16 protein-coding genes and 1 tRNA gene are annotated in these 13,520 nt (G+C 70.9%); 15 read left to right on the forward strand and 2 right to left on the reverse strand.

Features of this window, described 5'->3' with window-relative positions:
• Window positions 1–9 precede the first annotated feature (9 nt).
• Window positions 10–216 carry a hypothetical protein gene (locus ASD93_RS02450; RefSeq protein ID WP_157536843.1) on the reverse strand — a complete coding sequence of 69 codons (207 nt, stop codon included), beginning with the start codon at window positions 214–216 and terminating at the stop codon, window positions 10–12.
• A gap of 567 nt (window positions 217–783) precedes the next feature.
• On the opposite strand from ASD93_RS02450, the gene ASD93_RS02460 reads away from it, so the two are divergent.
• The 15 genes from ASD93_RS02460 (at window position 784) to ASD93_RS02530 (ending at window position 12,536) form a co-directional block, all read left to right on the forward strand.
• Window positions 784–1,014, forward strand: coding sequence for a hypothetical protein (locus ASD93_RS02460; protein WP_056118211.1), 231 nt, complete (start codon window positions 784–786; stop codon window positions 1,012–1,014).
• The gene (locus tag ASD93_RS02465) at window positions 1,011–1,349 is read left to right on the forward strand and encodes a hypothetical protein (RefSeq protein WP_056118213.1); all 339 of its coding nucleotides are present in this window, start codon (window positions 1,011–1,013) and stop codon (window positions 1,347–1,349) included. The genes ASD93_RS02460 and ASD93_RS02465 overlap by 4 nt, the downstream gene beginning before the upstream one ends.
• Window positions 1,346–1,501, forward strand: coding sequence for a hypothetical protein (locus ASD93_RS15845; RefSeq protein ID WP_157536844.1), 156 nt, complete (start codon window positions 1,346–1,348; stop codon window positions 1,499–1,501). Before ASD93_RS02465 ends, ASD93_RS15845 begins: the two co-directional genes overlap by 4 nt.
• Window positions 1,502–1,697: 196 nt before the next feature.
• Window positions 1,698–2,693 carry a hypothetical protein gene (locus tag ASD93_RS02475; protein ID WP_056118216.1) on the forward strand — a complete coding sequence of 332 codons (996 nt, stop codon included), beginning with the start codon at window positions 1,698–1,700 and terminating at the stop codon, window positions 2,691–2,693.
• A gap of 417 nt (window positions 2,694–3,110) precedes the next feature.
• On the forward strand, window positions 3,111–3,917 hold the full coding sequence (locus ASD93_RS02480; RefSeq protein ID WP_082569120.1) for a CpaF family protein: 807 nt from the start codon (window positions 3,111–3,113) through the stop codon (window positions 3,915–3,917).
• On the forward strand, window positions 3,917–4,825 hold the full coding sequence (locus ASD93_RS02485) for a type II secretion system F family protein (protein WP_056118218.1): 909 nt from the start codon (window positions 3,917–3,919) through the stop codon (window positions 4,823–4,825). Before ASD93_RS02480 ends, ASD93_RS02485 begins: the two co-directional genes overlap by 1 nt.
• A gap of 48 nt (window positions 4,826–4,873) precedes the next feature.
• The gene (locus ASD93_RS02490; protein WP_056119129.1) at window positions 4,874–5,089 is read left to right on the forward strand and encodes a DUF4244 domain-containing protein; all 216 of its coding nucleotides are present in this window, start codon (window positions 4,874–4,876) and stop codon (window positions 5,087–5,089) included.
• A complete protein-coding gene (locus ASD93_RS02495) occupies window positions 5,089–5,421 on the forward strand; it encodes a TadE family type IV pilus minor pilin (protein ID WP_056118220.1) in 333 nt (110 codons plus the stop codon). Before ASD93_RS02490 ends, ASD93_RS02495 begins: the two co-directional genes overlap by 1 nt.
• Window positions 5,421–5,738 (forward strand): Rv3654c family TadE-like protein, encoded by a 318-nt coding sequence (locus ASD93_RS02500; RefSeq protein ID WP_056118222.1) that lies wholly within the window; start codon window positions 5,421–5,423, stop codon window positions 5,736–5,738. Before ASD93_RS02495 ends, ASD93_RS02500 begins: the two co-directional genes overlap by 1 nt.
• Before the next feature lie 67 nt (window positions 5,739–5,805).
• Window positions 5,806–8,502, forward strand: a complete 2,697-nt coding sequence (gene topA / locus ASD93_RS02505; RefSeq protein WP_056118224.1) for a type I DNA topoisomerase — start codon at window positions 5,806–5,808, stop codon at window positions 8,500–8,502.
• The gene (tmk, locus tag ASD93_RS02510) at window positions 8,499–9,146 is read left to right on the forward strand and encodes a dTMP kinase (RefSeq protein WP_235566857.1); all 648 of its coding nucleotides are present in this window, start codon (window positions 8,499–8,501) and stop codon (window positions 9,144–9,146) included. Before topA ends, tmk begins: the two co-directional genes overlap by 4 nt.
• Window positions 9,147–9,183: 37 nt before the next feature.
• Window positions 9,184–10,359, forward strand: a complete 1,176-nt coding sequence (locus tag ASD93_RS02515; protein ID WP_056118225.1) for a DNA polymerase III subunit delta' — start codon at window positions 9,184–9,186, stop codon at window positions 10,357–10,359.
• Complete coding sequence (locus tag ASD93_RS02520; RefSeq protein WP_056118227.1) at window positions 10,356–11,909, forward strand: alpha/beta hydrolase; 1,554 nt, start codon at window positions 10,356–10,358, stop codon at window positions 11,907–11,909. Before ASD93_RS02515 ends, ASD93_RS02520 begins: the two co-directional genes overlap by 4 nt.
• Before the next feature lie 98 nt (window positions 11,910–12,007).
• Window positions 12,008–12,080: transfer RNA gene (locus ASD93_RS02525), tRNA-Thr, on the forward strand.
• 60 nt (window positions 12,081–12,140) lie between these two features.
• Entirely contained in the window at window positions 12,141–12,536 is a 396-nt protein-coding gene (locus ASD93_RS02530) for a hypothetical protein (protein WP_056118229.1), read from the forward strand.
• An 18-nt stretch (window positions 12,537–12,554) separates the two neighbouring features.
• Here the strand turns inward: ASD93_RS02530 and ASD93_RS02535 are convergent, their stop codons facing one another.
• Window positions 12,555–13,508, reverse strand: coding sequence for an EamA family transporter (locus ASD93_RS02535; protein ID WP_056118231.1), 954 nt, complete (start codon window positions 13,506–13,508; stop codon window positions 12,555–12,557).
• Window positions 13,509–13,520 lie beyond the last annotated feature (12 nt).

Raw genomic sequence — 13,520 nt, forward strand, 5'->3', positions numbered from 1 at the left:
GCGGAGCGCTCAGGCGTGGACCGGCCCGTAGAGGCCGGTGGCGAGGAGGGCATCGACACGGCGACGGCCGTTGTCGCGGATCTGCTGCTGGCGGGGCGTGAGGTCGTTCTGCATGGCGCGGGTCGAGGCGACGCCAGCGACGACGGGGTTCGCGCTGAAGGCGTCGGTGCGCGCGTCGAAGTTCGTTGTGCGCGCGGTCATTGACTGCTGGGTCATCCCTGCTCCTCGGTTGTCGTAGCACGCCAGAGTTGGCAGTGTGGTACGACAACAATACCCCTTGGGGGTATCACGTCGCGAGGTGGCGTAGTACGGTTGACGCCACAGGGACGTCGCGTCCCAGAGTCGCCGCTGGACCATGGGCCGGGCATGAGCCGAAAGCCCTGCCCATGTCGCCCACCGCCACTCCCGCCCACTCGACCGACGTCCGCGACCCTCGGGATGAGGGACCGCCCCCGGCCCTCGTTCGGCTGCGCGTCAAGCGAACCGCCGTCGTGCCGACCATCCTGTCTGTCGAGTGCGACGTCCATCAGGCCGCGATCGATGAGCCGTGCTTCCGCACCGCGCGCGGCGTCTGCGGCTCCCGCATCGAGGCGTGCGCCGAGCGCGTCATCCGAAGGGCGGCAACGCGATGAGAGACGAACTCGGCGACATGATCAGCGAGATTCGCGAAGCGGAGAACGAGCGACTGGCTGCGCTCGACGAGCAGCGGCGGGAGGTCGCGCGGCGCGCGGGCTATCCCGAGCCTCCTGCGCGTCGAGTGCAGCCGCGAGGAGGTCGACAGGGATGACCGCCCAGGCATTCAGCCGCGAGGAGCATGCCCGGGTACGGGCTGAGTCCCGAGCCTTCAACCGTCAGATCCCTCTGAGCGTCGTGCGCGAGAAGATGCAGTGGCTCGCTCAGTCCACCGACCCCGAGCAGATCGAGCTGCTGGCGCAGTGGCGCGCCGGAATGTGGTCGCTGACCGCGATCAACGGCGACGAGCTGACATTCACACCACGGGAGCCGAAGCGATGAGCGGCGACGGCAACTGGCTGGCCGAGAGGGCAGCGGAAGTCCGGATGCTGAGCCGGTGTCTGGAGGTCCGATGCCCGGCGCGAGGGCATGAGCACGCGCTGGCCGGCGTGGCCTGCTACCCGCCCTCGGAGGAGCACCCTCAGGGGTTCGTCTGCATCGAGCGCCACCACGCCGAGGTCGACAGCCGCAACGAGCGCGACGAGAAGCGCCAGGCGATCGCGAAGCGTGAGCGCGAGGCGCAGCGAGCCGAACGTCGAGCCTCGAACGAGTCCCGGGCGCGAGCCCGCGTCACCGCCCGGATCGCCCGGGCAGCAGGACAGGAGGTAAGGCCATGAGCACCAACGACAAGCGCGGCACGATCAACCCGGGAGCGGGGCGCACGAAGGTCTTTGACAACCCGCGGCAGATGCTGGCCGACTCGTCGTCCAACAACTCGGACGCTGTCGAGGACAGCCGTCGCGACGACTGGTCCCCTCGGGAGAAGTGATGGGCCGCCGCACGCCGCCGACGATCGTCCCGGCGAGTCACGCGCCCATCGCCGAAGCTGCGCGACGCCGTGACTTCTTCGCGGCGCGTCCTCTGGATCGTGCACCCGCCACCGCACCGGCCACGGGGCCGAGTGCTTCGGAGATCGATCGGGTGGCACGCCACCTGTTCGGAGACGACTGGGAGACGATGCCGCTGTGATTGAAGACGAGTACCAGCCCTGGACCCGGCTGCGCGGCCGGGCGCTGCCCTGTGCGGCCTGCGGCGTCGCGGTGTCTGCGATCTACCCCGAGCGCGTCGAGGTCCTGGAGGTCCCACTTCGCGCGGTGAAGGTCGGGTTCGAGAACGGGTTCAGGCACGTGTCCGACAGCCTCGACGCGCAGGTCACGCGCTGCGATCAGTGCTGGCGGATCCGCGAGAGCGCGGTCGACATGCTGCGAGCGAACCCCGACGTCAAGCGCGCGATCGGCTCGCCGGAGATCGCGCTGTACCGCCTCGAGCTCGCCCTGAGCGCGCTGGACGCCCTCGGGGTGACGGATCACCGCGTGATCGACGAGCACACGAAGACGGGACGCGCGATCATGCGCCTGATCGACAAGTACGCTGCGGCGGGTGGCGGCGCCTGGTGGTCGAGCCACGCGCGCCGGGCTGGCGGGCAGCGGGTGTTCGACACCCCGGCGTCGTCATCCCGGTGGAGCCACCTCGGAACGGCCGAGCACGTGGCCCTGCACCGGGTGCGCGTCGAGGAGTTCCGCGAGCGGACGGAGCGGCCCAAGCCGGTGGCGCTGACGGACTACGACGGCCGCCCCTCGGGCTGCATGCTGTGTGGCGTCGGCACGGTCGACGTGCTGCCGTCGCTGGCCTCGCACGCATGGACCGCGATGGAAGCCGACGCACAGGCGATCGGCGGCAGGCCCACCCCGGAGCCCATCGAGGGCGCGGTTTGCCCTCGATGCGACAAGGCGATCGACGCCGCCGGGGGCGTGGGTCAGTCCGCGATGCGCGCGAGCATCCTGGACTACCTCGGGGCGAACTTCGGCCCTCGGTGGGAGACCGCCGCCCCGGACTTCGGCGTGGTCGGCTGGGCGGTGCTGCGCGGTGTGCAGCCGAACGCGACGGCGTGGGATCACGTCGATCTCTCGCCGTTGAGTGAGGAGATCGCGCCGTTTGCAACTGCCCGGCGTAGCGCATAACCCCCGGCCATCTCGGCGTTTTCGCCGACAGCGAGAAGCCCGCGAATGTCGGAGCCCAGCCCTACCGTTGAGGTGGGTAGTTCCCCCATCACGTACCTGTCCACAACGAACGGACGACTGATGGCAGAGAACTGCACATTCGAATCGGAAATAGCCTGCCCGAACGACGAGGAGCACCGGGCAGTGGTCGGATACGGATGCCGCTTCTGCGGAACGTGGAAGCAACTGGGGAACGGAGAATTCAGCTAGCCAACGAGGGCTAGCGCCCACGCGGGCGGGGGTGTGTCCTAGGACATCTCCGCCCGCTTCGCGTTGTGGCACGTTTCAGCCGGCGGCCGCCAGACGCATCCGCGTCCGGGGCTGTGCCTCACAGGTGCCACACGCCCAGCGATGCTGTGAGCGGGGCAGCAGTGACGCGTGGGAGGCAAGCGAGCCGAAATCGCCCAGCTTTCAGAAAAGCCCAGGTCAGCAATATGTCTAAAACTTGGTATTGAGGATGCGAGCCCCGCGGTCGACGTGCGCCTGGACGGCGGCATGCGCGTGCATGCCGTGCTGCCGCCGGTGTCGGCCGAGGGCACGGCGATCTCGATCCGCGTCCCGCGCCTCGACCGGCCGAGCCTCGACGCGCTGCAGCAGACGGGCGCGTTCGACGACGTGATGCGACGCACGCTCGAGGACCTCGTCGCTCGACGCGAGAACATTCTCGTGTCGGGCGCGGCCGGCGCCGGGAAGACGACCCTGCTCGGGAGCCTGCTCGGCTGCGCGGCCCCGCATGAGCGCATCATCACGATCGAAGACGTCGCCGAGCTCCGCATCGACCATCCTCACCACGTTCGACTCGAGGCGCGGCAGCCGAACCTCGAGGGTGCGGGCGCCATCGGACTCGCCCGGCTCGTCCGCGAGGCCCTGCGCATGCGGCCCGATCGTCTCGTGGTCGGGGAGTGCCGCGGGGACGAGGTGCGGGAGCTCCTCTCCGCCCTCAACACCGGTCACGACGGCGGGGCCGGCACGGTGCATGCGAACGGTCTGCACGACGTGCCGGCGCGTCTCGAGGCGCTCGGCGCGCTGGCGGGGCTCGATGATCGTGCGCTCGCGCGGCAGGTGGCCAGCGCGATCGGCTGCGTGCTGCACGTCGAGCGCGCTCCTGACGGCTCCCGGCGGCTCGCTGCGATGGGGCGTCCCGTCGTCGACGAGCGTGGCTGCCTCGGGATCGAGGAGCTCTGATGCGCCGACTGCTGGGTCGGTCCGAGAAAGGGCCCGGTGCCTCGGCCGCTGCCGAGACCGTGCTGCGACTCGCCGTGCTCCTCCAGGCCGGTGTGGCTCCCACGCGCGCCTGGGCGTATCTCGCCAGCGCGGGCGATGCGGCGGCCGCCCGCGTCGTCGCGGCGACGGAGGCCGGTGCTCCGCTGGCCGCGGCGATCAGCGGCGCTGCCGAGTCGGCCGCGGACTCCCGCGTGTGGTCCGATGTCGGGTCGGCGTGGCGCGTGGCGACCACGGTGGGTGCGCCGTTGGCCGAGAGCCTGCGCGGGCTGGCCGCGGCGCTCCGCGACGCACAGGAAGCCGCCGACGACGTGCGGGTCGCGCTCGCAGAGCCCGCCGGGACGGCGCGACTCATGGGATGGCTGCCCTTGGTCGCTGTCGCGCTCGGCGCCGCGCTCGGATTCGACACCTTCGGCGCGCTCGTCGGCCATCCGCTCGGCCTCGTGTGCCTCGGCGCGGGTGCGGCGCTCATCGTCGCGGCACGATGGTGGACGGCGGCGCTCGTCCGGCGCGCCCGCGCCGAATCCGGTGTCGCGGGTCACGGCGCCGAGCTGCTGGCGATCGCTCTCAGCGGCGGGGTGTCCATCGATCGCGCGACGACTCTCGTTGGGAACTGCGGTTCCGAGCCGGATGCCTCGACCGACGGCATCCTGTCCCTCTCACGCTCTGCGGGGGTGCCGGCGGTCGAGCTGCTCCGGGCGTCGGCCGCGCTCGCGCGCCATCGTGCGCGCATCGACGGGCGGCTGCGAGCCGCTCGGCTCTCCTCCCGACTCCTCCTGCCGCTGGGCGTGTGCACCTTGCCCGCCTTCCTCCTGCTCGGCGTTGCGCCGATGATGCTCAGCGTCGCCTGGACGATGTCGTTCTCGTGGTGACTCAGACCGTGCCCGCCGTTCCCATCCGCACACAGAAAAGAGATGCACATGCACCGCTTCGTCCTTCCCCCGCTCACAGCCCGCCGCGCCGCGCGGCTGTTCACCGACGCGAACGCCGACGACACCGGCGCCGCCACCGCCGAGTACGCGATCGCGACGATGGCGGCCGTGGCCTTCGCCGGCATGCTCGTCGTCATCATGCGATCCGACGAGGTGCGCGGCATCCTCACCGACCTGGTCCGCCGCGCGCTCACGGTGGCCTGATGCGGCCGCGATCCGGCGACGATCGCGGTTCGGTCGTCGCCGAGTTCGCGGTCGCGCTGCCCGCCGTCGCCCTGGTCCTGCTCCTGGGGGCGGGTGCACTGGCGGCCGGGGGGCGGCACGTGCGACTGCAGGATGCGGTATCCGACGCCGCGCGACTGGCGGCGCGGGGCGAATCGGACGACCGCGTCCGTGCGGCCATCGCGGGGGGAGTGCCCGGGGCGACCGGCGCGATCGAGGCACGCGAGGATCTCGTCTGCGTCACCGCGTCGGCTCCGGCCGTGCTCGGGATCGAGGTTCGCGCCAGCGCCTGCGCGCTCGCCGGGGGTCTCTGATGCCCGGCGCCGTCGTCACCGTGGGCGTGATGGCAGCGGCGGCCGCACTCACCGTCGGCCTGGCCTCGGTGTCCGCCGCGGCCGTGTTCGGGCAGCGTCTCGCGGGCGCGGCGGATGCGGCGGCCCTGGCCGCGGCGGACGCCGCCTCCGGCGCCGTGACCGGGGTCCCGTGCGAACGCGCGGACGAGGTGGCCGCGGCATCCGGGGTCGCCGTCGCCGTCTGCGACCTGGACGGTCTGATCGCGACGGTGACCGTGTCAGGCCGGTTCGGCGCGCTCACCGCGACGGCGCAGGCACGCGCGGGCCCGGCGTCATGAGGAGGTCTCACAGACGCCACACCGAAATATGGCGTGTATGGTTTGCGTCGAAGAAAGGACCATCCCTTTGGCAGATGGCAAGAAGCTCGTCATCGTGGAGTCCCCGACGAAGATGAGGTCGATCCAGGGGTATCTCGGCGACGGCTACGAGGTGCTGAGTTCGGTCGGGCACATTCGCGATCTCGCGGACAAGAAGGACATTCCGGCCGACAAGAAGCAGGCGTACGGCAAGTACTCCATCGACATCGAGAACGGCTTCGATCCCTACTACGTCGAGAGCGAGCGCGGTCGGAAGACCGTCGCCGAGCTCAAGCGCGCGCTGAAGGGAGCCGACGAACTCCTGCTCGCGACCGATGAGGACCGCGAGGGCGAGGCCATCGCGTGGCACCTTCTCCAGACGCTGAAGCCCAAGGTCCCCGTCAAGCGGATGGTGTTCCACGAGATCACCCAGGACGCGATCCGCGCCGCGGTCGACAACACGCGTGAGCTCGACCTCGCGCTGGTCGACGCGCAGGAGACGCGCCGCATCCTCGACCGGCTGTACGGCTGGGATGTCAGCCCGGTGCTGTGGTTCAAGGTGCAGCAGGGAACGTCCGCCGGACGCGTGCAGTCCGCCGCGACCCGCATGGTCGTCGAGCGCGAGCGCGATCGGATGGCGTTCGTGTCCGCCTCGTACTGGGACATCGAGACGCTCGCGGTGAAGGCCTCCGAGTCGTTCGGCGCACGCCTCGCCCGCGTCGACGGTGCGCCGCTGGCCCGCGGCACCGACTTCGACGACAGCGGCTCCCTGAAGAAGGCCGTGCTCGTCCTCGACGAGGCCGAGGCGCGGTCGCTCGCCGAGGCGATCCAGGCCGTGGGCGAGGCATCCGTCTCCGCCGTCGAATCGAAGCCCGGAACCCGCAGCCCGCGCGCGCCGTTCACGACCTCGACCCTCCAGCAGGAGGCCGGCCGCAAGCTCTCGATGAGCGCCAAGCACGCGATGAGCGTCGCCCAGCGCCTCTACGAGAAGGGCTTCATCACCTATATGCGCACCGATTCGACGGCGCTGAGCACGCAGGCGATCCAGGCTGCACGCGCACAGGCCGTCGCGATGTACGGGGAGAAGGCGGTTCCGCTCAACCCGCGCACGTACGCCAGCAAGAGCAAGAACGCGCAGGAGGCGCACGAGGCCATCCGGCCCTCGGGTGAGGAGTTCCGCACGCCCGCCTCCGTCTCCGGCGAGCTCGACCGCGACGAGCAGCGGCTCTACGACCTCATCTGGAAGCGCACGATGGCCAGCCAGATGTCGGACGCGAAGTACGAGACGACGACCGTCACGCTCACGGCCGAGGCCGGCGGCAGGCGCGCCGAGTTCACGGCGTCGGGCACGGTGTACACCTTCAAGGGCTTCCTCGACGCATATGAGGAGGGCAAGGACGAGAAGCGCGGCGACGCCGACAGGGCCGACGACCAGTCGCTGCCCGTCCTCGCCGTGGGTGACGCGCTGCGGCTCACCGAGGTCGAGCCCAAGGGGCACGCGACGAGCCCCAAGCCGCGCTACACCGAGGCGAGCCTCGTCAAGGCGCTCGAGGAGAAGGGGATCGGACGCCCGTCCACCTTCGCGAGCATCATCGATGTGATCCTCAACCGCGGCTATGTCTCCAAGCGCGGTCAGGCCCTGATCCCGAGTTGGCTCGCGTTCAGTGTCGTGCGTCTGCTCGAGGAGCACTTCGCCGACCTCGTGGACTACGACTTCACGGCGGCGCTCGAGGACGACCTCGACGCGATCGCCCGTGGCGAGCAGCGGCGCGAGGACTGGCTCAAGGAGTTCTACTTCGGCTCCGAAGGGCAGGTCGGCCTGCGGAACATCGTCGACAACCTGGGAGAGATCGACGCACGAGCGCTCAACTCCACGCCCATCGGCGACGTCGCGACCCTGCGCTTCGGCAAGTACGGCCCGTACCTCGAGGTGCCCGATCGGGAGAACCCCGAAGGCGAACCGCGTCGCGTGAACATCCCCGAGGACCTCGCGCCCGACGAGCTCACCCCCGCGAAGGCGCAGGAGATCATCGACGCGCCGGTGGCGGGCGACCGCGTGCTCGGTGAGAATCCCGCCAACGGCAAGCTCGTCGTCGTCAAGGACGGCCGTTTCGGGCCGTACGTGCAGGAGGCCGACCCGCCGGCCGCCGAGGACGTGGACGAGGAGACCGGCGAGATCGTCGAGGCGACGCCCGCGCCGAAGAAGCGCGGCGCGAAGAAGGAGACCGCGCCCAAGCCGCGGACCGCGTCGCTGTTCAAGTCCATGTCGGTGGACACGATCGATCTCGAGACGGCGCTGCGCCTGCTCGATCTGCCGCGCGTCGTCGGCGCCGACCCCGAGTCGGGCGCTGAGATCACCGCGCAGAACGGCCGATACGGGCCGTATCTCAAAAAGGGCACGGACTCCCGCACGCTGCAGAGCGAGCAGCAGCTCTTCGACATCACCCTCGACGAGGCCCTCGCCGTGTACGCCCAGCCCAAGTACGGCGCGCGGGGGGCCAGCAGCGCGCTCAAGGAGTTCGAGAACGACCCCACCAGCGGCAAGCCGATCAAGCTCAAGGACGGTCGGTTCGGACCGTACGTGACCGACGGTGAGACCAATGCGACGATCCCACGCGGTGAGAGCGTCGACGACGTGACCCACGAGCGTGCCGTCCAGCTGCTCGCCGACAAGCGCGCGAAGGGTCCGGCGCCCAAGCGCGCCACGCGGCGCGCCCCCGCGAAGAAGGCTCCGGCGAAGAAGTGACCGCCCCGACCGTGCCCGGCTCGGACGCCGGGCTGTTCATCACGCTCGAGGGCGGCGACGGCGCGGGCAAGACGACGCAGTCCGCGCTGCTCGAGGAGTGGCTGACGGATGCCGGGCGCCGCGTCGTCCGCACGCGTGAGCCGGGCGGCACCGAGGTCGGGCGGCTCATCCGCGACATCGTCCTGCATCATCGCGGGGAGGTCGCCGCGCGCGCCGAGGCACTCCTGTACGCGGCGGACCGCGCCCACCACGTCGAGACGGTGGTGCGCCCGGCGCTCGAGCGGGGTGAGGTCGTGATCCAGGACCGCTACCTCGACTCCTCGGTCGCATACCAGGGTGCGGGTCGCGTGCTCGGAACCGACGAGGTCCGGCGCCTGTCGCTGTGGGCTACCGGTGACCTGCTGCCCGATCTCACCGTGCTCCTCGACCTCGACCCCTCGATCGCACGGGGGCGGCTCGACGCCGATGACAAGCCCTTCGACCGGCTCGAGGCCGAGCGCGAGTCGTTCCATGTGCGGGTGCGCGAAGAGTTCCTCGCTCTCGCCGCCGCCGAGCCCGCGCGGTTCCTCGTGCTCGACGCGACGCTCCCGCCCGAGGAGCTCTCCGCGGCAGTGCGACGACGGGTCGAGGCGCTCCTCGGCTGAGCCGGGGTCGTCTGTGGCCGCGACTAGGCTGACTGGCATGGAATCGACGGCGGGCGCGGCGGCGACGACCGTGCATGCCGAGGTCCCCTGGGGCGAGGTCTGGGGGCAGGACGAGGCGGTCGCGACGCTGCAGGACGCGGCATCCGATCCCGCCGCCCTCACCCATGCGTGGCTCATCACGGGCCCGCCCGGGTCGGGTCGCTCGACCCTCGCCTACGCCTTCGCCGCCGCGCTCATCGCCGAGCCCGGCGACGAGAATGCGATGCGGCAGGTGCTGGCGGGGACGCACCCCGACCTGAGCTCGCTGCGCACCGAGGGCGTGATCATCTCGATCAAGGACGCCCGTGCCCTCGTCGAGCGCTCGTACTTCTCGCCGTCACTCGGCCGCTACCGCGTCATCGTGATGGAAGACGCGGACCGCATGGCCGAGCGCACCTCGAACGTTCTGCTCAAGGCCCTGGAAGAGCCCCCGGAGCGCACCGTCTGGGTGCTGTGCGCGCCGAGCGACGCCGACCTCCTGCCCACGATCCGATCCCGCGTGCGCACCCTCCGGCTGCGCGAGCCCGGCATCGCCGACGTCGCCCGGCTCATCGTCGAACGCACCGGCGTCGACGCGGCTACCGCGGAGCAGTCCGCCCGACATGCCCAGCGCCACATCGGCATGGCGCAGCGACTGGCGACGGATGCCGCGACCCGCGCCCGCCGCGACGCCATGCTCCGTGCGGTCCTGCGGGTGCGCGGTGTCGGCGACGCCGTGGACGTCGCGGGGCGCATCGTGCAGGCCGCCACCGACGACGCCAAGGCGCTCACCGCCGAGCGCGACGAGGCCGAGCGCTCGTCGCTGCTGCGCACGCTCGGCATCCCCGAGGGCGGAGCCGTGCCGCCGGCCGTGCGAGCCCAGCTCTCGGCGCTCGAGGACGATCAGAAGCGCCGCGCGACGCGCAGCCTGCGCGACGGGATCGATCGCGTGCTGACCGACCTCGAGTCGATGTTCCGCGACGTGCTGATGCTCCAGTTCGGCCGCGACGCCGATCTCATCAACCGCGAGCTCGAGCCCGATCTTCGCGCGCTCGCCGCCGCATGGTCGCCGGAGCGCACGCTCACCGTGGTCGACCGCATCGCGGTCACCCGCGAGAACGTCGAGCTCAACGCCGCCCCCACCCTCGCCCTCGAGAGCATGCTCGTGACTGTCGCGAGCGGAAGGACACCGTGAAAGCGTCCCCCCGTCGCCGTGCCCATCGCGTCGTCGCCGTCGTGGCGGCGATTGCGGCGGCATCCCTCGCCCTGAGCGGGTGCCTCTACGCGATGATCCCGGAGGAGGCGGTGTCGACCTCGAGTCCCGCACCCGACACCGCGGGCGTGCCGGAGGAGCTGCTGCCGTACTACGAGCAGGAGCTCGACTGGACCGCGTGCGACGAGGGCCTCGACTGCACGACCGTGACGGCGCCCCTGGACTGGGCGGATCCCTCGAAGGGCGAGCTCGAGCTGTCGGTGATCCGCAGCCGCGCCGCGGGCGGCGACCCGATCGGCTCGCTCATCACCAACCCCGGCGGCCCGGGCGTGAGCGGCGTGGGGCTGATCCGCGACTCGCTGACCTTCGCCGTGGGGGAGCCGCTGCGCGAGCAGTTCGACGTCATCGGCTTCGACCCTCGCGGCGTGGGCGAGTCGACCGCCGTCACGTGCTTCGACGACGCCGACATGGACGCCTACCTGTACGAGATCCCCGAGAACGAACGCGGGACGGATGCCTGGTCCGACGAGCTCCTCGAGCGGCACGCGGCCTTCGCCGAGGCCTGCGACGCGAACAGCGACGGCATCCTTCCGTACATCACCACGACGAACTCGGCGCGCGACATCGATCTGCTGCGGGCGGTGCTCGGCGACAGCGCGCTGAACTACCTCGGCTACTCGTACGGCACCTTCCTCGGTGCGACCTACGCCGAGCTCTACCCCGACAAGGTCGGGCGCCTCGTGCTCGACGGCGCGGTGGACCCGGCGATCTCGGGCGTCGAGATGAACGTGACCCAGGGCATCGGCTTCGAGTCGGCACTGCGCGCGTACATGGCCGACTGCCTCGAGAGCAGCGAGTGCCCCTTCCGAGGCTCGGTCGACGACGCGATGGCCGACCTCGGGGCGCTGCTGGCGTCGGTGGACCGCGACCCGCTCCCGGCGGCCGACGGGCGTGAGCTGGGCGCGGATTCGCTCCTCACGGCGATCGTGGCGGCCCTCTACTCGCAGGAGAGCTGGGAGTACCTCACCCTGGCCCTCGACGGTGCCCTCCAGGGCGACCCCGAGACGGCGTTCCTCCTCGCCGACTTCTACAACAACCGCGAGAACGGCAGCTACGTCGGCAACCAGACCGAGGCGTTCCGGGCGTACAACTGCATGGACTACCCCGTCGATGCCACCGAGGCCGACATCGCGGCGGCCAAGGAGCACCTGGCGGCCGAGGCGCCGACGGTCGCACCGTACTGGTTCGGCCCCGATTCCTGTGAGGTCTGGCCGTATCCCCCGACCGGTGAGCGCGGAGAGATCACGGCCGAGGGTGCCGCGCCCATCGTCGTCGTCGGCACCACGAACGACCCGGCGACGCCGTACGAGTGGTCGGTGGCACTCGCCGAGCAGCTGTCCTCCGGCGTGCTCATCACCCGTCAGGGCGAGGGCCACACCGGCTACAACAAGGGGAGCGACTGCGTCGACGACGCGGTCGAGAGGTACCTGCTCGACGGCACCGTGCCGGAGGACGGTCTCACCTGCGGGTGAGCGGTCCCCGCAGTCACGTCGAGAGGCGTCGGGGCGTGTTCGCGAGCGCTCCCGTGACCCTGTAAGATCGTTGATCGTGCATCGCGCAAGCGAAGCGCGCCACCTTAGCTCAGTCGGCAGAGCGATTCACTCGTAATGAATAGGTCAAGGGTTCGATTCCCTTAGGTGGCTCGAACCGGAGACGGCCGCCCGCGGCGGCCGTTTTCCGTATCCGCTCAGGATGAGGAGCCGATGGATTCCGCGATCGACGCCCTGGTGGAGATCTTCTCCTGGGTCGGCTTCGCCGTCGGGGCACTGGTCGCCGGAATCGCGCTCATCATGTACCTCCTCGACGGCACCTGGCTGCCCGCACGCGGTGTCATCGAGGACTCCGAGCACGGCCGCATGGTGCGCTGGTTCGACGAGGACGGCGGGGTGAACGAAGCCCACCTGTCGCACGAGCAGGAGCACGAGCTCGCCGGCAAGGACATGGCCGACATCTTCTACCGTCGGGGCGCGCGCGGGCGCATGCGCCTCACGCAGGGATCCCCGGCCGTGCGCGCGGTCGCCTACCTGGCAGGCGGGCTCATCGGCATCGGCGTGCTCGCGATCGTCGTCTCGGGCGTCTTGCTCTTCGCCCGCGGCTGAGCGCTCCGCTCGGCGACGTCACCCGAGGGCCAGCATCCCGCCGGCCACGAGCGCGAGTGCGAGACCTGCCCACTGCACGCCCGCAACCCGCTCGCGCAGCACGACGGCCGCCAGCAGGATCGTCCCCGCCGGATACAGGGCGGTCAGCGCTGACACGATCGAGAGGTCGCCGCCACGCAGCGCGAGCAGCGTGAGCGCATTGGCGGCGGCGTCCACGATCCCGCACGTCGCTGCGAGCAGCCACGCCTGTGCGACGGAGGGCACCGGGGTGGGGTGCGTCGCGTCGGCGTGCTCGAGGTCGGCGTGGCCCGTGGGGGTGACGCCGATTCCGACGCCAGGAGTGAGGACGGATGCCGCGCCCCGCCCGCGCCGGACCGCCGCCAGCACCAGCACTCCGACCGCGATGCCGGCGACGACGAAGGTGGTCGATCGGCTCAGAATCAGCGGCACGAGGCCGCTGGTGCTCGAGGTCTGATCGATCACGATGAGGAATCCGCCGATCGCGACGCCGGCTCCCACGGCCATCAGCAGGCCTCCGATGCGGGGCCGCACGACTTTCTCGCCGGGGATGAACCCGACCAACACGACGGCCACCACCGCGACGGCGAGGCCGGCGTAGGCGACGGGGGAGAGGGTCTCGCCGTCGACGAGCAGGCCCCACAGCATCGGCGCGATGGCGGAGACCACGGCGGTCAGCGGCGACAGGATGCTCATCGGCCCGATCGCGAGGCACGCGTAGAGCAGGACGATCGCGAGCGCGCCGAACCCGCCGGCGAGCACGCCCCAGGCGAGGTCTTCCAGTGTCCACGTCCCGCCGATGAACGGCTGCACGATCGCGAGCGCGAGGAGTCCGGAGACGGCCGTGACCGCAGTGACGACGATCGACCTCAGTCGCTTGGCTGCCAGGCCACCGAGGAAGTCGGCCGCCCCGTAGATGAGGGCGCCGACGAGCGCGAGCAGTGCGGAAATCATCGCTCTCAGCAT

Origin of the sequence: Microbacterium sp. Root180 (assembly GCF_001428485.1) — a bacterium.
Classification (GTDB): domain Bacteria; phylum Actinomycetota; class Actinomycetes; order Actinomycetales; family Microbacteriaceae; genus Microbacterium.